The organism is Desulfosporosinus lacus DSM 15449 (assembly GCF_900129935.1).
GTDB lineage: Bacteria > Bacillota > Desulfitobacteriia > Desulfitobacteriales > Desulfitobacteriaceae > Desulfosporosinus > Desulfosporosinus lacus.
Genome location: NZ_FQXJ01000006.1, coordinates 143,087 through 166,168 on the forward strand (window position 1 = coordinate 143,087; position 23,082 = coordinate 166,168).

The 23,082-nt window shown below is 40.4% G+C and carries 28 protein-coding genes, 1 tRNA gene and 1 pseudogene; 7 read left to right on the forward strand and 23 right to left on the reverse strand.

The genetic code is table 11. The features are described from left to right. Positions 1-28: 28 nt before the first annotated feature. Entirely contained in the window at positions 29-322 is a 294-nt protein-coding gene (locus BUB11_RS09535) for a DUF1294 domain-containing protein (protein WP_073029533.1), read from the reverse strand. 153 nt (positions 323-475) lie between these two features. Next, positions 476-1,219 (reverse strand): YkgJ family cysteine cluster protein, encoded by a 744-nt coding sequence (locus BUB11_RS09540; protein ID WP_073029534.1) that lies wholly within the window; start codon positions 1,217-1,219, stop codon positions 476-478. A gap of 238 nt (positions 1,220-1,457) precedes the next feature. Between BUB11_RS09540 and BUB11_RS09545 the strand changes: the two genes are divergently transcribed. After that, a tRNA-Leu gene (locus BUB11_RS09545) sits at positions 1,458-1,544 on the forward strand. 1,184 nt (positions 1,545-2,728) lie between these two features. Here the strand turns inward: BUB11_RS09545 and BUB11_RS09550 are convergent. The 7 genes from BUB11_RS09550 to BUB11_RS09575 all read right to left on the reverse strand — a co-directional run bounded on the left by BUB11_RS09550 (position 2,729) and on the right by BUB11_RS09575 (position 7,211). Beyond that, positions 2,729-4,252, reverse strand: a complete 1,524-nt coding sequence (locus BUB11_RS09550) for an IS5 family transposase (RefSeq protein WP_073029535.1) — start codon at positions 4,250-4,252, stop codon at positions 2,729-2,731. 174 nt (positions 4,253-4,426) lie between these two features. Beyond that, entirely contained in the window at positions 4,427-4,732 is a 306-nt protein-coding gene (locus tag BUB11_RS09555) for a DUF2442 domain-containing protein (RefSeq protein WP_073029536.1), read from the reverse strand. Positions 4,733-4,747: 15 nt separating this feature from the next. Next, entirely contained in the window at positions 4,748-4,951 is a 204-nt protein-coding gene (locus BUB11_RS09560; protein WP_073029537.1) for a DUF4160 domain-containing protein, read from the reverse strand. Beyond that, on the reverse strand, positions 4,920-5,045 hold the full coding sequence (locus BUB11_RS27785; RefSeq protein ID WP_200797895.1) for an antitoxin VbhA family protein: 126 nt from the start codon (positions 5,043-5,045) through the stop codon (positions 4,920-4,922). Before BUB11_RS27785 ends, BUB11_RS09560 begins: the two co-directional genes overlap by 32 nt. A gap of 14 nt (positions 5,046-5,059) precedes the next feature. Then, a complete protein-coding gene (locus BUB11_RS09565) occupies positions 5,060-5,335 on the reverse strand; it encodes a hypothetical protein (protein WP_159436923.1) in 276 nt (91 codons plus the stop codon). A 480-nt stretch (positions 5,336-5,815) separates the two neighbouring features. After that, on the reverse strand, positions 5,816-6,556 hold the full coding sequence (locus BUB11_RS09570) for an SDR family oxidoreductase (protein WP_073029539.1): 741 nt from the start codon (positions 6,554-6,556) through the stop codon (positions 5,816-5,818). A 79-nt stretch (positions 6,557-6,635) separates the two neighbouring features. After that, entirely contained in the window at positions 6,636-7,211 is a 576-nt protein-coding gene (locus tag BUB11_RS09575; protein ID WP_073029540.1) for a TetR/AcrR family transcriptional regulator, read from the reverse strand. Positions 7,212-8,333: 1,122 nt separating this feature from the next. Between BUB11_RS09575 and BUB11_RS09590 the strand changes: the two genes are divergently transcribed. Continuing rightward, complete coding sequence (locus BUB11_RS09590; protein WP_073029543.1) at positions 8,334-8,726, forward strand: type II toxin-antitoxin system HicB family antitoxin; 393 nt, start codon at positions 8,334-8,336, stop codon at positions 8,724-8,726. A 248-nt stretch (positions 8,727-8,974) separates the two neighbouring features. Here BUB11_RS09590 and BUB11_RS29065 read toward each other — a convergent pair whose 3' ends face one another. The 6 genes from BUB11_RS29065 to BUB11_RS28770 form a co-directional block, all read right to left on the reverse strand. Beyond that, complete coding sequence (locus tag BUB11_RS29065; protein WP_084110229.1) at positions 8,975-9,118, reverse strand: DUF3368 domain-containing protein; 144 nt, start codon at positions 9,116-9,118, stop codon at positions 8,975-8,977. Between the two features lie 483 nt (positions 9,119-9,601). After that, positions 9,602-9,868, reverse strand: a complete 267-nt coding sequence (locus tag BUB11_RS09605; protein WP_073029545.1) for a hypothetical protein — start codon at positions 9,866-9,868, stop codon at positions 9,602-9,604. Between the two features lie 1,030 nt (positions 9,869-10,898). After that, positions 10,899-11,042, reverse strand: coding sequence for a hypothetical protein (locus BUB11_RS27530; RefSeq protein ID WP_159436926.1), 144 nt, complete (start codon positions 11,040-11,042; stop codon positions 10,899-10,901). A 115-nt stretch (positions 11,043-11,157) separates the two neighbouring features. Continuing rightward, complete coding sequence (locus BUB11_RS09610; RefSeq protein WP_242947506.1) at positions 11,158-11,970, reverse strand: ImmA/IrrE family metallo-endopeptidase; 813 nt, start codon at positions 11,968-11,970, stop codon at positions 11,158-11,160. Further along, positions 11,957-12,307 (reverse strand): helix-turn-helix transcriptional regulator, encoded by a 351-nt coding sequence (locus BUB11_RS09615; RefSeq protein ID WP_073029546.1) that lies wholly within the window; start codon positions 12,305-12,307, stop codon positions 11,957-11,959. Before BUB11_RS09615 ends, BUB11_RS09610 begins: the two co-directional genes overlap by 14 nt. A gap of 888 nt (positions 12,308-13,195) precedes the next feature. Further along, on the reverse strand, positions 13,196-13,318 hold the full coding sequence (locus BUB11_RS28770) for a hypothetical protein (protein WP_282433994.1): 123 nt from the start codon (positions 13,316-13,318) through the stop codon (positions 13,196-13,198). Positions 13,319-13,406: 88 nt separating this feature from the next. Between BUB11_RS28770 and BUB11_RS09620 the strand changes: the two genes are divergently transcribed. After that, a complete protein-coding gene (locus BUB11_RS09620) occupies positions 13,407-14,243 on the forward strand; it encodes a hypothetical protein (RefSeq protein WP_073029547.1) in 837 nt (278 codons plus the stop codon). A gap of 143 nt (positions 14,244-14,386) precedes the next feature. Then, a complete protein-coding gene (locus tag BUB11_RS09625; protein ID WP_073029548.1) occupies positions 14,387-14,956 on the forward strand; it encodes a hypothetical protein in 570 nt (189 codons plus the stop codon). A 403-nt stretch (positions 14,957-15,359) separates the two neighbouring features. Here the strand turns inward: BUB11_RS09625 and BUB11_RS09630 are convergent, their stop codons facing one another. Further along, complete coding sequence (locus tag BUB11_RS09630; RefSeq protein WP_242947507.1) at positions 15,360-15,581, reverse strand: hypothetical protein; 222 nt, start codon at positions 15,579-15,581, stop codon at positions 15,360-15,362. Positions 15,582-15,922: 341 nt separating this feature from the next. Then, complete coding sequence (locus BUB11_RS27000; protein WP_143187593.1) at positions 15,923-16,105, reverse strand: hypothetical protein; 183 nt, start codon at positions 16,103-16,105, stop codon at positions 15,923-15,925. Positions 16,106-16,163: 58 nt separating this feature from the next. Here BUB11_RS27000 and BUB11_RS29070 point away from each other — a divergent pair. Then, a pseudogene (locus BUB11_RS29070) lies at positions 16,164-16,280 on the forward strand (DUF1659 domain-containing protein); the annotation flags it as partial. Between the two features lie 177 nt (positions 16,281-16,457). On the opposite strand, the gene BUB11_RS09640 reads toward BUB11_RS29070, so the two are convergent. Further along, positions 16,458-16,778, reverse strand: coding sequence for a hypothetical protein (locus BUB11_RS09640; RefSeq protein WP_073029549.1), 321 nt, complete (start codon positions 16,776-16,778; stop codon positions 16,458-16,460). A 171-nt stretch (positions 16,779-16,949) separates the two neighbouring features. Between BUB11_RS09640 and BUB11_RS09645 the strand changes: the two genes are divergently transcribed. Next, positions 16,950-17,387: a C-GCAxxG-C-C family protein gene (locus tag BUB11_RS09645; RefSeq protein WP_073029550.1), complete on the forward strand. Its 438-nt coding sequence runs from the start codon at positions 16,950-16,952 to the stop codon at positions 17,385-17,387. 214 nt (positions 17,388-17,601) lie between these two features. After that, positions 17,602-18,171: a TetR/AcrR family transcriptional regulator gene (locus tag BUB11_RS09650; protein ID WP_073029551.1), complete on the forward strand. Its 570-nt coding sequence runs from the start codon at positions 17,602-17,604 to the stop codon at positions 18,169-18,171. 306 nt (positions 18,172-18,477) lie between these two features. On the opposite strand, the gene BUB11_RS28775 is transcribed toward BUB11_RS09650, so the two are convergent. The 5 genes from BUB11_RS28775 to BUB11_RS09675 form a co-directional block, all read right to left on the reverse strand. Next, positions 18,478-18,756 carry a helix-turn-helix domain-containing protein gene (locus BUB11_RS28775; protein ID WP_084110230.1) on the reverse strand — a complete coding sequence of 93 codons (279 nt, stop codon included), beginning with the start codon at positions 18,754-18,756 and terminating at the stop codon, positions 18,478-18,480. Between the two features lie 9 nt (positions 18,757-18,765). Continuing rightward, complete coding sequence (locus BUB11_RS09660; protein WP_073029552.1) at positions 18,766-19,701, reverse strand: GNAT family N-acetyltransferase; 936 nt, start codon at positions 19,699-19,701, stop codon at positions 18,766-18,768. Positions 19,702-19,817: 116 nt separating this feature from the next. Further along, positions 19,818-20,171 (reverse strand): hypothetical protein, encoded by a 354-nt coding sequence (locus BUB11_RS28260; protein WP_242947508.1) that lies wholly within the window; start codon positions 20,169-20,171, stop codon positions 19,818-19,820. A gap of 251 nt (positions 20,172-20,422) precedes the next feature. Then, positions 20,423-22,663: a TOMM precursor leader peptide-binding protein gene (locus BUB11_RS09670; RefSeq protein WP_073029553.1), complete on the reverse strand. Its 2,241-nt coding sequence runs from the start codon at positions 22,661-22,663 to the stop codon at positions 20,423-20,425. 74 nt (positions 22,664-22,737) lie between these two features. Next, a complete protein-coding gene (locus BUB11_RS09675; protein ID WP_073029554.1) occupies positions 22,738-23,082 on the reverse strand; it encodes a SagB family peptide dehydrogenase in 345 nt (114 codons plus the stop codon).

The window sequence follows — 23,082 nt, forward strand, 5'->3', positions numbered from 1 at the left end:
TTAAATAATTTATCACTTTGAGAATTTTTTAATATAATTTTAAACCAAAGCCCCATAAATAGTAAAAAGTCCCAATCAATATGAGATTAACTAAAATTAACAAAGGCGCTCCCATAGTGAACTTCAAGCGAGTAGTCTTATGATGGAAATACTTCATTCCTGCATAAAGCCCAACTCCTCCCAGCATCGCCCCCATGAAGAGCAACCTGGCTTCGGAAATCCTCCATCGGTTCAATTTTGCCCGGCGTTTATCCCTTCCCATAGCCACAAAAACATAACTATTCCAAAGGAAATAGGCCCCCAGAAAAATCCCCAAACTCATTTCCATCTCCTCCTAATCTTTCGAACACCTATCGTTCATCTACCTACCTACCTACCTACCTACCTACCTATAGTTTACCTCACTAATAGGAAAAACCCCTAGCATGTTAATGCAGGAGCTTTTCAATTCGCTTGTATATTAAGATATTGTATCCTAAATCTTTCTCAATTCAGCCCCACCAGTTAGCAGGTCTTTCAACCGGTCTGGTCCCGAAGATAGCAACTTAAAACCAAATTTCATTAACTGAACGTCATCATGCGTGATTAGGTTTAGTATCTCCTCATTTATATCCATCTTTTCACATAAGGAAGGGTTATCAATTAGAAAACTCCTAAATTTGTCCAGATCATAGCAGGCCATAAAGGAAAGTTCAATAATCTCTTTATCAGTTTCCCGGTTGACGGCAAGTTTTAAGCGTTTAGGTATCTCGCTAAACCCCTGTTCCATTTCTTCATAGATCTCTAAACCCTGGTCACGAACCCATTCCTTTATGGTTTGTGTCTTTGTCTCATTTAGCCCGTGGCAGCGGGAACTTTCAAAAGCAAAAGAATATTTCCCCCCACCCAGCATGTCCACCGGCGCAATTCGGCAGGACCAGGACCGCTCTGGGTAAACCCGGCATCCCTTGGGTGTGATGAAAGGACATTTCAGGTTATCCTCCTCGGACATCTTGATTTGCACAATAGAAAAGCCGGAGTGATGCACCGGCACCTTAATAGTATATTTATCCAAAAACTCTCCTGAAGAAAGGCCCAGGAAATTTTTCATCCTCAAGACATCGTAAGGAGTGAGACAAATATTGATATCCCGGCAACATTTTTTAAAGCAATCCAGCCCATCATGGCAATGAAATCTAAACTCATCGTCTTCACCTAGGACTAAATCTCTGTGATCCATAAATTCGCCACCTTTCAAGTCTTTTATTATTATAAATCATCTCTTGGGGATAAGATAGTTTAAATAACTACATACTGGCGGCCTCGTATGGGTCATAACTATAGCCAAGGACTGCCCCTTGGCTTCTGTGTATGAACACACGCTCCTCATAATGAGAATTAAGTGCCTTAGTAAGAGGAGCAGTATGAATATATCTATTGACAAACCGTCTGTCTTCTCATATAATAATCTTTGTTACGCGGTCATGGCGGAACTGGCAGACGCGCTAGATTCAGGTTCTAGTGCTCGCAAGGGCATGGAGGTTCAAGTCCTCTTGACCGCACCACATAAGGGTTTAAGGGTAAATTGAGAAATCAATTTACCTTTTTTGTTTTTTGTGCTTATGCACTAGATTCTGTGCATTGAACTGCACTGAATTCTTGGCATATGAAATTAGAAAGTCTGAATTTGATTGGCTACTCAAACTACTAATAAGAAAAAGCTACCAAGAACATATTTAAACGTCAAACCTTACTCGCACATTCAACATCCCATGAAGGCAATTCCGAGGCAATTTATGCCTTCATAAACAGACTTAAATCTGATACAATGAAATTGAAATATTTTGATTAAGGGATGATTTGTTATTGATAAATTATTAAATGTAACTTCTGCTATACTATTTTTGATATTAGTAGTTTTTGCTTTTATATTCTATCCTGAGCAAACAACGAATTTCCAATTTATTATAATTAGTGTCCCGTTTATCGGTGTTTTCTCTTTCATTCTCTATGACACATTTTTTAAAATTAAAAATGAAACTATAAAAATCTTATTTAACATTTACTTGGTAATTACCATTGTTTTCATCCTCTTCTTCTCAACCGTAGAACTTAGATTTGTGTATCTCGTACTATTGCCATTCCTCCTTAAAAACACTTATAAGATGTTAAGGAAATCAGATACCCACGTGTAAATCTCGTGGGTATTATTGTTTTACAGCTTATGATGATTCTCATGATTTTCCAAAAGCAAACCTCTTTATCTCTTTTACATCACCTTTAACATCTTCCACTATTTTTGAGCTTTTTTAGGTAGACTTGCGTTTATTTCTTACTATTTTTGATCTCTTTCATGAATGGCCAGAGTAGGAGGTATGCAGTAAAATTCCTCACAAGAAATATAAACGCGATTATACTTTTCAGTGAGTCTTCGGGTCCGCCGGAGCCAGCTTAGTCAGTTCCTTCAACAAGTCTTCCTAATTCTTTAACTATATTGTTACAGAGAAAGCTGCTTTGTTGGCGGACAGCTTGATCCGGACGACTTTCCACCGGCGGTGAATTGATCGGCAAAAAAGATATAAAGGATTCAACAACAACCGATTTGTATGATCCGCCCCTATATTAAAGCCTGCCAGAGAGGAAAATGCCTCATGCCGATGGCAGTTGATTTTACGGCCCAAGGGCCGCTCTTATCTAAGAACATCATAAATCTCTAATTAGGGCTTGCTAGCCAAACCCCGATTTTTTCTTAACTGACCAAAATTTCACCGGTTTCTTGACCAAATATCCAGAACCAAATTTGGGCAAAAAGAACTCTGAGCATATGCTCTAAGTTCATTACCAGGAATTGCATAGAAATCATACACTCTGCAGTTTCTTCTAACTTTGCAAAGATGCGGGCAAGCCCATATTTTCGTTTACCTTCTCCAAATTTACCTTCTACGGCATTGCGTTCTCTAGCGTCCTGTCGCTCAATCCTTTTTTCGGCTTTCTTCATGAGGGCTTTGCTTAACGGTCTCCCCAGTTTTGGCCCGCTGAGCCGAATGCCATGCTTTTTGCAATATGCCAAGTTGTCTCGATTTCGGTAGATTCGATCTGCTAGAACCGCTTCAGGATAACAGCCATTGCGACGTTTGTAATTCTCAACTGTCTCTTTCATCGTCCCTGCTTCGTTGTACGGATCCCATGACAACTTTTCAATTCGGCTGTAACCGTTCTCTAGGCTTATGGCTACTTTAGCGCCAAACTCTACGGCTGCACCTGCTTTACCTCGTACGATGGGTCTGACATGAGGCTGATAGAGGTTTACGATACGATCCGCTATACTGTGGGTTTTCGATTTGTACATCGCGGTCTGTTGATCAACTAACTTCCGAATGGTCGCCAGAAGCTTTTGCTTCCGTAGACTCAAGGGCTCAGCTCCTGCAGTTGCTCTTTGAAGCATCCGGTCTACGATTCCCAAGTTTCGTCTCACGTATTGCAGTTGTTTCTTCACGGCTTTTCGGAGTTGGTTTTTTCTCGGTTTCCTTTGCTTGGTAACGTTTAGATAATCTTTCCGTGCTTTCTCTCGATACGTTCTCGGTCGTCTTTCTACTTTTACAGAAGCCTTATGGAGGGTATCAATCATCTCATCCAGTTTTTCTCGGGCTTCGTTCAACAATGCTAGATCTGTTGGAAAACGCAGGTCGGCTGGTGTGCAGGTTGCATCCAGAATGAGCGTTCCCTGATTAGGTTTAACTTCGGGTGTAGCCGCTTCTACCTCTTGTGTTTCAACAGGCTTAGTTGTATTAACGATACCGGATCCTTTCGAGTCATCATCGTGATGATCTTCATCATGCGCTTTCTCTTTTTCACTTTGTATGGCTCTTTGCGCAGCTTCTGCAGAGATGATACGTTCGTTGATCTTGGCTAGCCGTTTGGCATTAAAACGTTTCCGAAACTTGACCATCGCTACTGGCGTAAAGGGTTTCGTCAATTGGTACTCACTGAGGCCAATGAAGTACTGAAGATAGGGGTTTTCTGTTATCTGCAGCACGGTTTCGCGATCGGTATATCCACACCGTGTTTGTATAATCAATGATCCTAGAGCCATGCGGACAGGTTTAGCCACATTACCCCGATCACTTGGAAACATAAAAGCGTATTCCTCTTCGATTTCATCCCAAGGAATGATTTTGGCCAATTGAACCCAGCGATTTTCGGCACTGAGCTTACCCGAAAAAGGTAGGATGAAATCATCTATGGTCATCTGCGAACTGGGCTTACGGTACATCTTTTTCTCCTCCATGTGCACGGTTTTTTGGGGGTAGTTACGTTTTTCCATGCACATAATATTCGACAAAAATGCCCTCAAACCCTTGTGAAATCTAGCTTTTTTTAATATTTAGCAAGCCCTACTTAGTTAGATAAAGCGGGATGCTAAAAAGAAAAGCCGACAAAAACCTTGTCAACCTTTTGCTGTCTGTATTGAATTATCTAATTTAGGTTCCATTACATCGGGACATGAATTATAAAGTTCTTCCGGATCAAGATCCAAGCATCCACTTGGGTCAAATTTTCCCCCAAGGTCCCAGGCTAATGTATGGTTCAAAACTGTACAAGTATCTATAAAAACGCTTATATCCTGGAGTCTCTGAAACACTCCCTTAGTAATTAAATTAGATGCATCAAATAGTTTTATCTTTCCGTCTTCAAAATAGACATACACCCTAAAATCCTTAGTCGGTAACACCTGTACAACTCTATGGAACATAATAACACCTCCTTTTTAGATAAGAGGATTAATCTTTTGGATGTCTTGATGTTCTTTTGCTGCTTCCCAATTTCTCATTAATTCTTCTTTGTGAATCTCACACCAAGCAAGTACTAGTCTTAGCTGTTTTGATGGGAATATCCCCTTTATTACCGAACCATTGACTATATCCACAATTATCTTATGATCACCATATTGGGCATGGAAATGTGAAGGCATATGACTGTTCCAAAAATTCCGGTGAAGGCTCTAATCCATCAACCTTAATAATCCCTAAGGCGTAATCCCAGGCCTTGTCTTTTTGTGTGCCCATATGCTTACCCTCATTTATATTTTTTCTAATATATCAGCTAAGTACAGCTTCAACGCTTCCCTTACAACGCCGCTTTTGTCAAGATCACCTTCGGCAGTTTTAATCGTGATTGCCTTTTGCAATTTATCTGTCAAATAGTAAGATCGCTGTATCAATTTATCCGTTTGTTCAGGGTAGCTCTTAACGGCCTTTTGCGGTTGTTCTATCTGCTCAGTGTTATCATCAGTCGCTGTTGTTTTTGTAGTTCTTTTTCTTTTAGCTACTGCTTTTCTTTCTTCTAACTTGCTCATTGGAATCCCAATTCCTTTCATATTTGACGTGGAATATATTCATTTTACCAACAATCCCCTAACTTTAGCTATAGGGTATAGTATAGCCCAATGGTACTTTAGTGTGTCAAAGTACTAAGTAAAAGTCTGGTGTCGAAGACTATCCAACCAAGGACTTTTGTCCAGTATTGGAGAGCCGCTGTAGTCTAGATTTTATAGCGGGAATTATAATGAGAATCAGGCTGTGAATTTTTACGTGAAGTCAAACACTAAGGAAGTCTTAGAACCACCCATATGATAATGCTAATTCGCGAATAAATTCAATGAGCTGTTGATCATTCTTAAATGGGAGTTTAACGAACAAAATCAATTTCTAAATGACTAGGGTTGGAGCATTTAAAAATGGAGCTTCACCCCAGAGTTTATCCCTTTACTTCTCTCAAGGATAGAAAAAAGGGATAACTGTTATGTTACCCCTCTATCCTCGGCAGAATTAATCATTTAAATGAATCCTCCATTCACACGTAGAGTTTGACCTGTAACCCATTGTGATTTGTCACTCACCAGGAATTCGACTGTATTAGCTATATCTTCAGGTTCACCAATACGTCCGAGAGCATTCATCTTTTTCATACCTTCGATCTGCTGCTCAGTTTTCCCTGCAGTGAAAAGTTCTGTGTTAACAGGACCTGGAGCTACAGCATTGATAGTAATCTGTTTAGAACCAAATTCCTTTGCAAGCTGACGAGTAATTTGTTCAACAGCACCTTTTGTGCCAGCATAGACACTATACGATGGGAACATCTGTCCAACAACTGAAGTCGAAAAATTTACAATACGTCCATTTTTCTCCATATGCTTCATAGCTTGCTGACATGCAAAATAAGTTCCTTTTACGTTTATAAAAAATTGTTTATCAAAATCATCTTCTGTTACCTCGGCAAGAGGTTTGGTAATCATCAGTCCAGCATTATTGATCAAGATATCCACCTTGCCGAATGCAGCAATAGTTTCTGAAAATAATTTTTCTACATCAGTTTTTTTCCCAATATCCGCATGAACGTCTATCGCTTGTCCACCCTTTTGAACAATTTCTTTTACTACTTCTGTTGCCTTTTCCCGACTACTGGAATAATTGATGACCACTTTAGCCCCTAAATCAGCCAATCGTTCAGCTACGACTCGTCCAATTCCTCTTGAAGATCCTGTTATAATTGCAACTTTTCCTTCTAAATGTTTCACTATGGCTATCAATCCTTTTATTACATTTTTATATGGAAATTAAAGTAATGTATTCCCATCAATATCTTGTGTTGTTACTTCATGAAAGACCGTTCTCAATAAGAGCCCAAACATTCGAAAACTCACTATTAATTGTTGGGCTTTTCCATTCATAGGCATGGGCCGGATGGTGAAATCGAGTGGTAGCCTGGAAAATGGTCCGCGCTAATTGGTGAGGGTCATCAACATTAATACTACTGCGGCAGATGATTTCACTCATTTGGTCTGTAATTTGACTTACGTGGTTGTGTATTAAATCGGCGGATTCTTCTGTTACTTTGGCATACATTTTAAACAATTCTTCATCCTCACGGGCGTAACACCGTTTTAATTCGATTAATGTTTTAATATACGTTTTTAAATGTTGGGTCCCAACCATCGAAGAATCCTTGCAAACGTCTGTTAACGGCTTAATGATTTTTTCATCCAACCATTTTTCGGTTGCACCTTCAAAAAGCTCAGCTTTGCTTTTGAAGTGACGATATATCGAACCATGACTTACATCAAGTGCATTAGCAACGTCTGTTACAGAAGTTTTTGTTAGACCAAAACGTTTAAGCGTTTCTTCTGTGGCTTCAAGTATCTTTTCCTTTGTTAAAACTTCTAACTTCTCCATAAAAGTCCGACTGACTCGTCGTATTTGTCACCTCCTTAAAGATAGTATAACCCCGAAAGAATCAAATGACAAATATCAATTTTTGTCATTTGATTCTTTCGGGGTTATAAAATTGTATCACAGAAGGAAGTGCCAACTAATTTAATTATAATTATTTTAATACGCAGCCAGAGATTATCTCAATGAAATAATAAATATTCTTCAATAGATAGAAAAAGAGAAGATATTCTGATCTTTGAAGTAAGGGAATAAATGTAACTCAACCTTCGCTAAAGACAGCATTAACGAAAGTAACTTAATGTTGTCCAGCTAACTCATCCATCGGAACCCTAAGTCCTGCTTCTAACCGTGCAAGTGTATAAATCCGAACTCTAGCCTTCTGCCCAGCTTCAATATTACATAGATTCTTATTGGATTTATTACTGTTTTAGCAGCTACTGAGCCTGGGATAGCTATCGCTTTTTCCTCGTTGGGCTTTTTGCTGTCCAAGAATTTTACTATGTAAGAGCAAGTGAGTCACCCCTATCCTGCAATAATTATTACATATGGGTTTGGCAAACCATGTCATAAGTGTTCGAGGAATAGAAAGAAGGATCCCAACCAAGGCAGAGACTAATAAGATTACTATCAGCTAACGCCAACTCTGGATGCTTCCTTAGATGCTTCTTGTGATGAACACACTCCGCAACGTGGAACTTCCCCTCACCTTTGCATCTTTGGCACTCGTTATTATCTCTTGTCAGTATCTCCCTGCGTTTACGAACCCATTCTTTTTCCTGGACATGTTCCCCCTCCTTTTGCCTATTAGAAAAGAGCCTAGTTACCAGGCTCTTTTAAGCGATATCTTTCATAAAACGCTTGGTTTATACGCATCAAATGCGTATAATATAACTAAGAGGTGAGGAAATGAAACGGAAAGACTTAATTAATAAATAAGTTAACTGATAATGGTTGGTGGTTATTGAGAAACGGTGCAAACCATGATTTGTACACCAACGGAATATACAGTGAACCGATTCCTCGCCATAGAGAAGTTGATGAAAAGCTAGCAAAAGTGATTATCAAGCGACAGGGGCTAAACTAAGCCTCTTTAACCGCTTAAAAATATGGAGGTGTTTTTTAATAAAAAAAGTATATCCTGTTGTTTTAACTCCGGCAGACGTAGGCTATGTTGTCTTTGTCCCTGATTTGCATATTAACACCGAGGGCACCGATGTAGCTAACGCCATAGAAATGGCCCGTGATGCGATTGGGCTTTGGGGGATCTGCGAAGAGGATATGGGCCGCTCTATTCCATCACCATCTACTCTATACCCTGTATGCGAATCTAATGAGCTTGTTACCTTGGTAGATATTGATTTCAACGCATACCGCAGGGCAAACGATAATCGTACGATCAGAAAGAACTTAACCATTCCGAGTTGGCTTAATGATCTAGCCGAAAAAGCTGGTGTTAATTTTTCGCAGGTTCTACAGGAAGGCCTTAAAGAAAGGCTTGATGTCCAAAATCGGTAAGTGTTTGAATCTCTAGTCGGGCAGTTTGCCCGGCTTCTTTCTTTTATATTACAAAATAGTCCCTATACCAATAACTGGTAACCAACTTTCCCTTACCAAACTTTGCAAATAGAAAAAGTGCCCTTTTCGGAACGCTTTCTAACAATACTATTATAGCTCAAAGAACTATCGCATTTCCTCTTAAGTTTCAATATGATAAGTACGACTAAGGAAAATATCCGGGTGCAAGAACAGAGCAGGTAAAATTCTCATTCGCCTGCTCTTTCCAACGTTTCGACATACAACTTTTTTGATATCCTGTAACCACTCCGCACCAAATTATCAAGATAAGGTCTGACGTTTGTAATTTTCTCCGTTCTTTTGGCTAACAATAAGATTCCAATAACACCGATTGTTGTAAGAAGTAAGGCCTATGATTGGGCTGGAATTGCAAACGACCCTAATCATTTCGCAAATCCCATTTCATCAAGCAACTTCCTAAGAGACTCATCATCCTGGCATTGTTGCTCTTCCGAATACTCGCCCCAATGCAATCCTCGGCTTCTCAAAATCTCCATAAAATCCAACAATGACCGCCCTGAGAGTTTCGTATTAGTTTTTATCTACAAAGGGAGCGGTTACTTCCTTAGGGCTAATATTGGGATAAGGATTGAATAAGTTCTCTGGAACTTCGCTAGGACTCATATATATTTCGCTCAGGGTTCCCTCAACCTTTTTATCGTTACGAGTAAGCGAATTGTGACGTGCTATTGGAAGGCCTGTTTCAGCATCTACATCTAGAGTTTGATCATTGTATTTATTTTTATATACTAACAATGTTTTCCCGTTAAGAGTCTTCTCTTCCCCTAAAATCCAATTTTGTTTAATATCATCCTTTACACTTTTAAAAATTTTCCTAACAGGATTTTGTTCTCAGAGGCTATTTTATCAGGAATTAACCAAGTAGTAGTATCTACCTTTCCGTCAACATTACCAATTACGATAACACGTCTCCCTTGTTCTTTTACTATTGTTATATTTTGTAGACCCTCTGAGTCATAAGAATCTGATCTTGATTGAAGGTTAGCAAGATCTGTCCATATTTCTGTACAATTACCAGCTGGATCAGATATTTTAACATATTCAATATTGGAGGCTTTCATTGAACCAACTCTGTTGGCAGTAAATGTTACCCCATTCTATTCAAAAGCCCAGGATTCGCAGATGAAGGAGAGGATCTTCGAGGATCTGTTGGTATCAATATTAGCGATACCTAATTAGGGGTAATACCAGCGAAGCTGTCATAGCCCGCAAACCTATGGATTAAATTAGAAACGTGTCGAAACTGTCACCCAGTGCAAAACCTATGGTGTATTTTTACATTATCATGTATTCTTCTCAAACATATACCATTTATAATTATCTACCAGCAGAACCTAAAAGCTCTACTCTAATTTTTATATAGACATCTTCATCAAAGCTTTTGGAATCAATTGATACCAAAAGCTTTTTTAAATTTCCATTTTATGGTTTGATTATCTCGTATAATTAAAAATGTGACAATATGCACATTATGAGTTATTTATTTCATCTTTCATGGGATCGAAAAATTCTATAAGGAGCAACCCATGCAGTAGTTTCCTCACGCATCGGGATTTGCGATGACAGGCTGTTGTCCCGCCGCTAGCCTTCTGAGTTAACTGCGCAGTTTTATGATACCTTTATGAACTAATCCAGTACTATTCATGCTTTATATTCTACATTTTCTTATAAGCCTGCACATAAACAGAATAAATATGATCTAAAAAGATGCCCGCAGATAAAAGGTCACTTAAAAGCAGAAACCCGGCTCACCACACCGGGTTTCTGCTTCAAACGGGATATCAAAATCGTTGATACAACTACAAATGACCTCTACGATTCTCCACACTGTACTATATGTCCCTGTCCAGGAAAGGGTGACAAAAACCTTGTCACCCTTTTGCTGTCTGTATTGAATTGTCTAATTTGGGTTCCATTACATCGGGACATGAATTATAAAGTTCTTCCGGATCAAGATCCCACTCGTATCCTTGTCTTTGAAATCTTCAATGGGCCGAGTTATCACGATGACTTTCACCTTATTTTCTAAAGCAATCTTCAGGTGCTGCATCATTTGTAGAGTACGTCTCTTGGTTACAAAAGGGCTTACTATCAGAATTTCTCTTGCGGCATTAATAATATCATTACAAACATTCCAATTTCTCTCAAATAAGTATCCGTGACCAACTCAATTTTCCCAGATTCAACATCTTTATCAAATATCTCGAGGACTTCAGCATCTGCGTGCTTCTTCAACTCTTGAGTTCGAATAATTTATACACTTTAATTTTCTCAAATCTGTTAAATAAAAGATCTTGGAAATCTGCATTATAGAGATGAATAATAACATTTGTGTCAAGAGACGCATCCATTAATCCATCCCCCTCAGCAAATCGTCAAAGCTTTTATCTTCATTTAGCTCTTCGGAAGGGTCTGCAAAATCATCTGCCTTTAAATCAACAAAGCCTAACGCGGTTTCTAAACTCTTCCTAGAAATTAACTTATCATAATAATTTGAAATGACCCATTCGAGATATTCAGCGGGTATTTTCTTTGCTTCCGAGGATTTGCACAAATCCGAATTACCCTTGATTGCATTCAATAGTGCTGCAGCCGTTTTCTCTATCTTTTCTAATTTCAAATTATCTAAACTAGTATTATCTAAGATACCTAGTGCTTTCAAACGAACAAGCGTCATATCATAGCTAACATTAAACGTCGTTTGAATCCTGGCTATGTCTAACCCATTCCAAATCTTGATATTCTTATCATTAAGTTCTAGTCTAATAAATTTAAGGATTTTATCTGTCGGCATCAATAAACAGGCAGCAAAATAATTAGCCTCAATTTCATCTTCATCTCTATCGTTGAAATCATCATCTCGGATCATTGTTTTACCTTGCTCGGATAAGTGTAATCGTTGATGCCCCATTTCATGAGCAACAGAAAAAACTTCCCGTGATAAGATCTGCGATGAATTCGAAAAGATTATTCTTTCTGTATCCTTTATTAAAGCAAATCCTAAAAACGATTCAGCGCCAATAGGGTATCGGATCACTCGATACCCCACTTTTTCAGCTGCTTCAAAAATATTTTGGAATCCATAATCCGTTACATTACATTCATCTCTTACATTTTCAGCCGCTCTTTCTATCACAAGTTGCCTGCTTTTATTCATCGACATTAACCTGCCTCACGCTCTGGTATAGCTTTCGATGAACATAAAATGTATCAATCATCTTGTTAATATATTCGAATTCATCTTCTTGAATTGAATCGTTATTCGCTCTAAACATGGGTTGCTCTTGAGAAATATTGTTGACAGACGATGTTATGTCTTCAACTTTAATCCCTAAAACTTGGGCAATAGTCATAAGGCAAGCATATGAAATATCGATTAAACCTTTCTCGAGCCTAGCATATTTTTGCCTTGAACACTTAATTTTTTCTGCAATCTGTTCTTGCGTAAAGCCTTTGGACTCTCTCAAACTTCGGATTCTTACTCCTAAAATTGCATTCATGAAAATACTCCCTCCTTCATACTTATTTTGAACCCTATCCTACTCAAAACCAAAGAATTGTTACATCACCATAACATCAATACTTATTATTTCTGTATCTATAGCCAAGTTATTCACTGTTGTGTTATATTTTTAAACCATTCTCTTGAAATTATTTAAGAATATGGTTCCATTGGTTGTCTTCTGGTTGCCAAACAGCTTAATGATCACGCCAATCCAGCAGCTGTCGGTCTCTTTATTTAAACCGGGCCTGTAAGGTTCATCATGGACAGCTCTCCTCTTTACATGCGTATAAATAAAAAAGGCCCCTCGTTAGAGGGGTAAGAGAAGGAGGTATTTGAGAAAAGATAGAAACCCGTTTGACAACAATATCATTATGCAATAATAGTCTGAAACAAGCCTGAGGACCGGCTGAAAGATTACTGAAAAAGCCTTTCAGCTATATAAACCTACATCTTCCACAAAAACCACTTGCAGGTACCTATTTCGAACTTAATCTCAAACGGTCTGAGCCCGCCGTTAATCTCAGACTGGCAGCGAATGGCGGTACTTGGCCACTTCATCTATGAAGAACAACGATAATACCTTATACCCTTGTCAAACATATTTGAAGGTATGGGCAAACGTCCCCGACCATATAGATGTGCATAGGTACCGGTGCAAATTTAACAATTAACTTGTAACTTTTTACCACGTTACTTCTAAGGCTATAAAGCTTTTTGAGATAGAGTTATATCTTAAAAATTTAAAAATAATGTAACCAAAGCACCTAGAAAAACACTCTATAGTATGAATCTACTTTTATTCACTATGAGATAGGGGGTAATTAAAATGTTTAATAAGTATACTTAGGAATCGAATTGTAGATGGTAGCCGAAACGATAACCGTTAGGCATTTGAAAATTTTCGCCAGAGCAACAATGTTACTGCCGATGGAAAGACAGACCCCATTCGGTCTGTTGCATAACGGTCTTCGCCAGCTAAACGTACTTTACCCCGCAATTGTTCCATGGTAGCCTAAGAAACCATCACGCTTCCCCAAACACAATGATATCCGTTAACAAAATGAGTACTAAATTAAAAATTTGGAGGTAAAATAATGAGAAAGAAACTTTTGAGTATTGTTATCACTATGTGTTTAGCCATGTCATTATCAACTACTGCTTTTGCAGCAACAACTTCAAGCATGAGCCCTTCATCAAAATTAGTGTTTGATTTATCAAATCAAGATTTGAATAGTTTAAGTACTGAAAATCTAAATAAATTTAAGCAACAAGTTAATTCATTATCTGATAGTGATTTTGATAGCTTTATTGTAGGTTACTTAACTAAGGAAAAAGATTTTTCTAAGATAAAAAATAATTTATCAAAACTTGGAGTAGAGCTGCAAGAACCCAAAAAAGGCAACGATCAAAGTTTTTCTATTCAATCTTTTGAAGCATGGAACTTAGAGTTAGAAATGGCAATAGCCAAAAGAGCCTCAGATTCTTATTATAGGATGATCACGTACTATACACCAGATACGAATGAATCTAGGCCCGCTTCGTACGATGCAATTGTGGTGTATTGGGATAAGGCGACGGGGAAATTTTCTGGTAAGGGTACGTCAAGCAGTACTTATAATAGCTTGAAAAGTTCAAGTAATTCTAGTAATGGAACGGTTGTTTTTAACTCATATGACTCAAAGTTTACAAGTTCAACACCTACCCAATATGTATCAGTGTATGTAACTCCAATTGGCTCATCCGGGGAAATCGAGTGTGCTGTAGAGTATCATCATAGTTGTTATACCACATCATTTACTGGAGCAGCTCTTAATCCAGCTGTTGATTATGGAGGAAAGGGAGCAGTTTCAGGTTCAGTTGGTGTATCGATAAATTGGGCTAGTACTGAAACTGTTTGGGGAATTGGTGATGAAAATGCCATTTACTATTAAATAAATTATCATAATGTAATGCCCCTAATATCTAATGATTTGGGGCATTATTTTTATCTAGCGTATAAAACTAAGGTTTTGATCTTTATATCTTGGGCGGCACTAGGTATGATCTTTTGAGAGATAAATAGGAGTGATATAAAATGAAAAATAAAAAAATATATATTATTTTGATATTATCTTTTATTCTAATTTCAGGCTGTAATACCAACCAGAGGTCTATGGTGCCAGAATCAGATTATTATTCAGTGATGCAAAGTGTTTTTAATTATGAGTATTCAACAAAACTATGGCAATTTAATGATTCTATCGATTTTGCGCTTGACGCAAAAACAACGTCGGATTTAATTCTCTTGGATGGTTTAATACAGGGATATACGAATAATAGTGGTCAAGTAATTTTAATTCTAAATTCGCATAATAAAGCTACATCTTCCAAAGAATTAAACAAGATTGTTGACCCTTCAATACAAGAATCTGTTGTGATAGTTCTATTAGAAATGAATAATTATTTAAAAAAACTAAATAAAAATATAGTTAAAAAATCTGATTTAGAAGCACTTAAAAATAAGCACGAAGAACTTACTGAAATAGATAATTTGTTAGTCCATATAACTAATATTGAGGTAAAACAACCTGATAATAAACAAGTACAAACTTATAATAATATTGCTAAAAGACTCAAGATGTTATCGGATAATTTGGGAATGTAATTATTTGTTCGACATCTGTGTCACCACCAGTATGACATTTTTGTCACCCTTTGTGGACATCTCCATTTTAGAGATGTCACGGATCAGATAGCGGTTACTGGTTTGCATCTTAGTTTTATCATTAAACCATTCAATTCTTGTGATAGCTCCTCGGTCAATCAGTTCCTTCAACCAGCGTTGGATCGTCCTCGATTAACTCCAAAATAATCGGCTAAAGTCTGAACGCTTGGATATGAAAAAGTTTTTTTACCATAGGCCCTGCTTTTTAGACGCAAGTAATGAACTATAGCATCGTTCGACAATTCCAAGTGAATCGGGCAGGAGGCTGATCATTAATTGATCAGCCGACCTCCCACAGCACCGTACTTACCGTCCGGTATACGGCGCTTCCAAAGTTTACACGCTATTTCGCAGAATAACATTCACTGAAACTAAGGTATCCGATTCGTTTGAATCGCTCGTTGGATAGAGCTTTCGTCAGAATAGGACTATGGGCTACACGCCAATAGTGTTTGCCCACATCCATGCTTGTTCCCTTGCTAATGCCTGCTTTCATCAGGTTTTCAAACCGTGTTCGTATTTTCTTCCATCGCTTCCAAGTTACCATTCGTATGCGACTTCTCATCTATTCATCCAAACTATTGAGTAGGTTCTTAGCATCTGCAGGTTTCTTTCCGTTCTTTTTGGGTATTTCTACCCTCCGTACTGTTCAGATTCCACCTCGCGGTGGACACCCTTGCCTTAAGCTAATGGTTGGTCGCTACATACCTCCATAACGGACTTTCACCGTCTAGTTAACCGCCTATGCGTGGCGCACCTATAACAAGAAGTGGAGAGGCAAATTCGCCTCTCCACTTCTTGCGCACTCCTTTTTTATAGAAGAATTCAAGCGAACGATACCCCTGCCCAGGCTATCAAACAAGCTTCTATACGATAGGCGGATCAAACAAATCCTGGGTCGTTGTATCATTCTTCGCAATCGCCTGATTCATAGCGTAAGTCCCAAGAATGATCGCGGCCGAGAAGGGATTGATGTCCTTTTGAAAACAAGTGACCGTTGCTCTGCAGCATTCTGCCGGTCTGATCTTTAATACTGTTAATTTCGGCCGTGATAATCTGCTGCGTCCCCTCGCTTATTCCCTTCATCATGATTTTCGAGCTCCTCTGCTTATTCATAAGCTTTTCCGGAGGAAAAGCTCCATAAGAAAAGATGGACGTGTCCGATGAGGATCTTTACGAAGTAGCAACCACATTATTCGATTTGCTGGAATACCCGTTGGTATCCGTAACCCGAAATAACCGCTTTGATCTGACAGAGGAATAGATCCCTGTTCAATCGATCATACGAGAAGAGGGGGTATTGGTATTCTGCCAAACACCTTTTAGAACCAACCCAAACGGTCATTATGAAACAAAATCCATGTAGAGAGCCATTGTTTTCCCCGCTCGACGCAGGATAAAAGCGCGAGGTTGCCCTCAAACAGTGGTGGTTATCGGATAGTCAGAATGGTAAGTCCTCAATACCTGTTTGTAACTCCATATCTTCTTCCCATTCTTCCTCTTCAGAATAAGCTGGAGCAAAAAATTCCTGAAAACCCCAATAAAGCGCTTCTACCATTTCTGGCAGATAAACATGCGTTCCACTCGTTTTCTGTATTGTGCCATTGGAATAGTCAACCTCTGCAGCTTGCTCAGTTGGAGACTTTTTACTGCATCTTCTACAGATGTGATTTGCATGTCCCTTACCCGAAAAGCTCTCATTCGATTTATATTCAGAACCAATCTTGCAGTAATGGCCGCTTTTGCGTTTTTTCTTTGACATTTCTCTCTCCAATATTTCTGGTTTAACCACTAAATGTTATACATCATTATTTATCTATGCTCAATAATGAATACATTCAGTTTTGATTGACAGTCTTAATGTTTATGAATATAATACGAATATGAACATAATACAAACATGAACACATTCATATTTTAAGGAGGGTACAATATGTCTGTTTCTGAAAAGGCTGTAATGATGATGAAAAATGGGTTTTTATGCAGTCAGTCTGTTTTTGCTACACTAAGTGAAGAACTTGGCTTAGAACGAAAATTAGCCTTAAAAATTTCTACTGGTTTAGGTGCAGGAATATCGTGTCAAGGTGATATTTGTGGGGCTGTTAGTGGCTCAATTTTAGCCATAGGATTAAAACACGGAAACCATGAGGGCCTCTCCGACGCAGATTCTCAAGGTAATACTTTCTATCTTGCCCAGGAGCTAATAGAGAGAATTAAGGCAAAGCATGGATGTTATACATGCAAAGATCTCATAGGTTTAGATCTTACAAAGCCGGAAAACATTAAACTCGCCCATGAGTCAGGGATATTTGAAAGAATATGTAGTAACGTAATTAGGGATTCGGTACAGATAGTCGAAGAAATTTGGTAAAACTACCTACCAACGATAAATAAAAATGCATACCTAAATTCTGTTAAATAGTATGCATTTTTAATTCCTCCACAAGATTTTACTCTCTCTATGCTCAAACGCTGTAGAACGGTTATGCTAACATTTGACGATGATAGAATAACTATCTATAATTAATAATGAATAAATTCATTGTTGAATTAGTTTGTTGGAGGATAAGCTTACGGAGGACGGAATGGACCGCAGACAAAGGAAAAAACTGCAAGTACAGAAATCTATTGTTGATGTTGCAATTAAACTGTTTATAGAAAAAGGCGTTGAGCAAACAACTGTAGCGGAAATTATGGAAGGTGCTGATTTTGGTATAGGTACTTTTTATAACTATTTTCAATCTAAAGAGGATATTCTCAAATACGCCTTGGCCCAAAAAATCAGTGAGGCTAAAAGATCGCTAGAAGAACTGAACCAATCATCGATTAATCCTCAACAAAAAATCTCTCAAATATTATTGATTTTAGGTAAGATATTTGATGATAATCAACAATTATTTAAATTATATCGTATCCATTCACTATCACCAATACAACCGCCACATGGTCCGGAGTTTAAAGACCTTTTAGTAAATGTTATTCAGGAAGGGCAGAAAAATGGAGAATTTAGAGTCACTATTCCAATTGAAATAGTGACTGAGATGTTCATGGGCCTGATCCAATCAGCTATAACTAGCCGTTCACAAATCCCTTTCGAGGAAAACCTTAAATACAAATTAGCTTTGTTTCTCGAGGGACTAACGGAGAAAAAATAGTAACCAATGTTTTTTACATGCAATTAATCCCTTGCTGTACGCAAAGGGTTAATTGCTTTTTGTATTATAGAACTAATACTTATGACTTCGCTTTCTTCCGGCAGAAGGCCGAAAGTGGCGTCGTGATCTCTGTTTATGCCGGCGTGATGTACTTGGTGCAGTGAACGAATGTGGTGTATCCTGGAACCTTCGGATTACCAAATTACAGATACAAATCACAGCTTCATGATAAGTATAGCAACTAAACTTCGCTAAAGACTGCATTAACGAAAGTAACTTGGCGTTGTCCCCAATCTGTCCCCCTCATTAAAAGCAGAAACCCGGCTCGCCACACCGGGTTTCTGCTTCAAACGAGATATCAAAATCGTTGATACAACCACCAATGACCTCTACGACCCCCCACACTGTACTATATGTCCCTGTCCAGGAAAGTGTGACAAAGGGCCGGCTTATTGCCAGCGTCTTTTTGTGCTCAAATATCTCTCCTATCCCTACATTCAAAAAAGCACAAAGTTTGTCTAAGGTTTCGAGATCAATCCTCTTTGCACGACCGTGATTAAGCTCAACTACTGAAGGTAAGGTTATTGGGGGTCCTTATTTGAACTGCCCAGGATTAAATGGTACGAACTTAATCTCATAATAATTCTGCACTTTTATACTTTCGGCAAGAGCTCCAAAGAGGCTATGTATTAACTTTTGCATTTTATCATTCTTGTCAAGCACTACAGCAGACAACTTTCTATAACTATCTCCTGCCAAGAACCTTTCCATAAATGCCGCAAAGGGAAGGAGAAAAACTCCTCTGCTTCGATGACTTAAGGCCGTTGATAATTGCTGAAAAACTAGGGATCTATTATCCACAGTAGTGACCGTGACAAAGGCAACAGGTTGATCGTCTTTTAATGTAATAAAGCTATACTCCGGCACAATCCGATCGTTTTGATTGTGAATAAAGCTGAATGGGTCAAGGTTTGAAGGAAATTCTCCGCCTATAGCAGCTTTTAGTTTATCAAAGTTCACAGAAGGTACTTCGCTGAAAGGCAAGGTTTTAAAGCCACGCCCTGCCAATGCCTTGCAAATACGCTTCCCTTTTTCCTCCATAAATGCAGCCCATCTACTACTGCAGTGCTCATCATTGGCATAGCGGATGATCGTTGCCGAATCCATTATTTCAAAGCCTATTTTTCTCAGCATCTGGTCCATGACTTCACCATATTCGTTTTGCTGAATCAGATTAACCCCAAGCTCTGCTGCACCTTTATCTCGAGCATAGGTCATAGCTGCCTCAACTAACTGTGTACCAATATTCTGCCTTCGAAATCGTTCCTCAACAAAAACATAGGTCAATATAGGCCTATGTGCAAATTCCAGAATAACAATACCTGCAAAAGTATCCTCAAGATAAGCTCCTAAGAGAAGAGCATTATTTGTCAAACTACGATTAACGTAATAAGTTCCAATAGGTGGAAGATCAAGCTTAAAGCCCAGCAAATAATCACTGAAGGATATTTCGTTAATACAAGTTCTCATTTCTCACCTCTCCAACATCTTTTGATGTAACCACTAAGCTATTGCAATTCTTTATATGACCAGTTAACCAATGACGGATTAACACAATGGCATCCGGCTTTTTATGATTTCATACTTCACTGGAAAGCCGTGCAACCCATTACTGGCGTACAAACACAAGGAATCCCGGAGAAGAAACGCTTCCCCTCCGGGACAAATATCATTATTATGGGGAAAAATAGCCCTATAAGAAAGAAATCGGGCCTTCGCTTTTCACTACGTCCTTCTAAATTACACCCCACTTGATTATGCTTACATATGTTAAAAGTACAGCCCCCGGCAACTGTATCCAGCGCCTCATCGGAAAGTTTTTCGGGCAGCAGTGTGGGCAGAACCAGATAAAGCGCATTGGCAGGCTGCTCAATTACCTTGACCTCCAGGGCTGCAGGCAACTTGGAGCCTTCTTTTAGCTTGCCCATTTCTTGTTCCACGACCGCTTTTGGGTTGGCGAGCAACTCTTTACGGAAGTTCTCGTCCTTCAGAGCCCGACAAGCAGTTCATTCTGGAAATCTTGCCAGCTTAGTAGTTTTTGTTCACTCATTATTTGTTTCCCTCAAAAAAATGTTATTTGAAAACGTGTTTGCCAATCACGCATTCCATCATTATTTCATTTTTTTCGTAAATACTTTACATATTAAATTCGTTTAAGTCCTGATTTCATTACAACATACGTTAAACAACCTTACCAAAACATTGGGATCGGATTCAGCTCGTCTTCCGTGTTCGCCTTCTTCAGCCAGCCCAACTTAACCGGCACCTCGTAGAGGCGGCCCGGGGCAAACCGCGCCCAGAAATGCCTGAGCCCCGGCACAATCACTTTGACTACCGGCATGCCAATATCCGGGCGAGTCTGATCCAGCACCAGCATCTCCATATCCATTTCCTCAATGATTCTCCGACAGTATTCAAGGTCCTCCAGCATATCCTGGTGGAAAGGCGGAAGGTAGTCAGTAACTTGTTGAGCGGGTACAGTAGGATCCGGAGCCAGATACGGCTGGTTGTCCAGGGTGGCCTCTTTCAGCCATTTTAGGGTAGTCTCGTCTTCCAAGGGTGCCTGACCACGATTTACTACATCCAAGGTAGAAAGTGACTGGTTCATTTCCGTTACCGCTCGGGACAAAGCAATTTTCGGATCCAGATGCGTGCCAAAACCGAACATTACTTGGCTCCCCGTCCCATCGGACCGGCAACTGACGGCGGCAAAGGTGGGAATGCCCAGATCAGAGGTCAGATCGATGGCCCACAGCTCCCGTCCTATCCGGCTGTACTCCTCTCTGAGCTCCCCATAATAAGGTTCACTGAAGCTCTCAAGGTCCACCCCGGGTCTTGGCAGGCGGTTATACCACCAGAGGGCCACGCAGTCGCGTTCCACCAATTCGAAAAAGCCCTGCAGCACTGCTTCTTCTAAGGTGTTGCCCGAGGCATTGCCATTGGAGTCGCCCAAGGCAAACCGGGCCTCGGGATAACTATAATAGCAATACTCAGTGGGCAGGTAGCGGAAGCGCTTCTGGGTAAGGGACCAGACTGGGGTCCAGTCGATTACAGCTTCTTCATCAAAGGGTTCGGGTACATAATAAAAGTTAATTTCTTGACGGTTAATCTCCTCGCGCTGCTCGTACTGGCGTTGGCTAAAGTGTTGGCAGGCATCAAGGAGAACAGCTTCATCACCAAGTTGACGGTAACTGAACTTCTTTCGCACAGGCTCATCCCCCCTGAACACCCCCGAAATGCGTTCTAATGCCTCGCACAAGGCACTGGCTTTGGCCTGGGCGTCGCTCATGCCCTTGCCGGCACTGCTGGAGCGCAGGCTGGCTTTTAACTTTTTAAGGTTATAGCGCCCATGGTACAGGGCCCTGTTTTCCCCAGCAAAGTAGAGATGGACCTGGCTCTCTTCCGGCCCCATGCGTACGACCTGGTTCACTAAACCGGTCAAGGGGTCAATCAGGTGGGCAAATTGTTGATAAGTTTCCAGTGGCTTGAGGCTACGGTGTCCGCCGTCCGTCACGAAGGTTTTGACACGGCTTTCCAGTACCAAAGGACGGGCCTCAGTCATGTCAGCATTCCCGCAAGACGGGCACTGGGGTAGGCGCTGGACAGCATGAAACTGAATTTCAGATTTACTAAGATTTAGGGTCATTAAGTTGCTTGCCAGGGCGGAAGTTTCATTTTTCACAATCCATTTAGCGATTTCCAAAGCAGCCAAGCTAAGGGCCGCTTGTTCCCCGGCGGCCAGGCCTCCTCTAACCCCAGGGATGACGGTTTGCCGGCCCTCCATCTTGTCCACCGCCTGCTCCACCACCTTGAGATTCCCTTTCAACCGGGCACTCAGGCACTCCCAGCAGACGGTTTGGCCGGGTACAAAGACGGGACCCACCATAGCTTCTAAACCTGTGAACTTGACAATTAACCAGGGAATGCCCTTCGTTTGGGCTTCCCGGTTGATCTCGGCCAGTTCCTCGGTCAGGTAATCGTCGGTCAGTACCACCCGTAGGTTGCCCTCGGCAGCCACAGTCAACCCCATCGATTCTAGGAGATTTGTAAAGGGGATCGGAGACAACTCACCCAGCACGCTGACCTCGACCTTGGCCTTAGCCAATTTCGGCCCGGCCAAGGCTGGATCGACTCCCAGGGCACTCCAAAAGGACGCCTGATCAGGGTTGAGAGAATCAGACTCTTCTGTGATGTATCCCTTCTTCTCCAGTTCCGCCAGGGCGTACCACACTGAGGGTGGGGACACTTCTCCTTCAAGTGCTGCCACGATGTCATCGAGGCTATTTATCCCGTTTAACAGAGGGGCCAGGGCCACATAGGTCTTGCCTTTGAGCACGAAATGCTGTTGGTCAGATGACAGAAATACGGCCTTTTCCTCAGCCACCACGTCCACCCGAAAATGATGCTTAAATCTCGGTCTTGTCCAGAACACGTCCTGCCACTCCTTTATATTTCAGCTAGCAAACTAGGTTTGTTTATGGCTATTCTTACAAAAACCACATGCCCTTAAATACGTTTACTCCCCAGCAGGAATTCTCCCACCGGCGATTCTTCCAGGTAATTAAGCCCCGCCGCTTGGCACAGCCAGTCAGCATGACCGGCACCCAAGGCGCAGGGGGCCAGGTCCATGGCCGTAGCCACCAGGTACATGGTCTGGTACAGCGCACCCACGTCTTTTAACATCAAAGCGTAGGCGATGGAGTTATATTTCCAGGACAAGCGCGAGAAGCGGGCAGTCAGGTTGATCACCACCTGCGCTTGGCAGTGTTTAGCGGCACTATTTTCTGCTTGCTTAAGGATTAATCCGGTGTAGCGGTTGGCATTACAGAGTTTTGTCAGGGTGTGTACCAA

What these genes read in the sequence shown, in the direction of transcription:
- BUB11_RS09535 (WP_073029533.1), bottom strand. Translation starts at nt 322, where the DNA reads ATGAGTTTGGGGATTTTTCTGGGGGCCTATTTCCTTTGGAATAGTTAT.
- BUB11_RS09540 (WP_073029534.1), bottom strand. Translation starts at nt 1,219, where the DNA reads ATGGATCACAGAGATTTAGTCCTAGGTGAAGACGATGAGTTTAGATTT.
- BUB11_RS09550 (WP_073029535.1), bottom strand. Translation starts at nt 4,252, where the DNA reads ATGTACCGTAAGCCCAGTTCGCAGATGACCATAGATGATTTCATCCTA.
- BUB11_RS09555 (WP_073029536.1), bottom strand. Translation starts at nt 4,732, where the DNA reads ATGTTCCATAGAGTTGTACAGGTGTTACCGACTAAGGATTTTAGGGTG.
- BUB11_RS09560 (WP_073029537.1), bottom strand. Translation starts at nt 4,951, where the DNA reads ATGCCTTCACATTTCCATGCCCAATATGGTGATCATAAGATAATTGTG.
- BUB11_RS27785 (WP_200797895.1), bottom strand. Translation starts at nt 5,045, where the DNA reads ATGGGCACACAAAAAGACAAGGCCTGGGATTACGCCTTAGGGATTATT.
- BUB11_RS09565 (WP_159436923.1), bottom strand. Translation starts at nt 5,335, where the DNA reads ATGAGCAAGTTAGAAGAAAGAAAAGCAGTAGCTAAAAGAAAAAGAACT.
- BUB11_RS09575 (WP_073029540.1), bottom strand. Translation starts at nt 7,211, where the DNA reads ATGGAGAAGTTAGAAGTTTTAACAAAGGAAAAGATACTTGAAGCCACA.
- BUB11_RS09605 (WP_073029545.1), bottom strand. Translation starts at nt 9,868, where the DNA reads ATGAAAGCCTCCAATATTGAATATGTTAAAATATCTGATCCAGCTGGT.
- BUB11_RS09610 (WP_242947506.1), bottom strand. Translation starts at nt 11,970, where the DNA reads ATGTCGATGAATAAAAGCAGGCAACTTGTGATAGAAAGAGCGGCTGAA.
- BUB11_RS09615 (WP_073029546.1), bottom strand. Translation starts at nt 12,307, where the DNA reads ATGAATGCAATTTTAGGAGTAAGAATCCGAAGTTTGAGAGAGTCCAAA.
- BUB11_RS28770 (WP_282433994.1), bottom strand. Translation starts at nt 13,318, where the DNA reads ATGGAACAATTGCGGGGTAAAGTACGTTTAGCTGGCGAAGACCGTTAT.
- BUB11_RS09620 (WP_073029547.1), top strand. Translation starts at nt 13,407, where the DNA reads ATGAGAAAGAAACTTTTGAGTATTGTTATCACTATGTGTTTAGCCATG.
- BUB11_RS09625 (WP_073029548.1), top strand. Translation starts at nt 14,387, where the DNA reads ATGAAAAATAAAAAAATATATATTATTTTGATATTATCTTTTATTCTA.
- BUB11_RS09630 (WP_242947507.1), bottom strand. Translation starts at nt 15,581, where the DNA reads ATGAGAAGTCGCATACGAATGGTAACTTGGAAGCGATGGAAGAAAATA.
- BUB11_RS27000 (WP_143187593.1), bottom strand. Translation starts at nt 16,105, where the DNA reads ATGATGAAGGGAATAAGCGAGGGGACGCAGCAGATTATCACGGCCGAA.
- BUB11_RS09640 (WP_073029549.1), bottom strand. Translation starts at nt 16,778, where the DNA reads ATGTCAAAGAAAAAACGCAAAAGCGGCCATTACTGCAAGATTGGTTCT.
- BUB11_RS09645 (WP_073029550.1), top strand. Translation starts at nt 16,950, where the DNA reads ATGTCTGTTTCTGAAAAGGCTGTAATGATGATGAAAAATGGGTTTTTA.
- BUB11_RS09650 (WP_073029551.1), top strand. Translation starts at nt 17,602, where the DNA reads ATGGACCGCAGACAAAGGAAAAAACTGCAAGTACAGAAATCTATTGTT.
- BUB11_RS09660 (WP_073029552.1), bottom strand. Translation starts at nt 19,701, where the DNA reads ATGAGAACTTGTATTAACGAAATATCCTTCAGTGATTATTTGCTGGGC.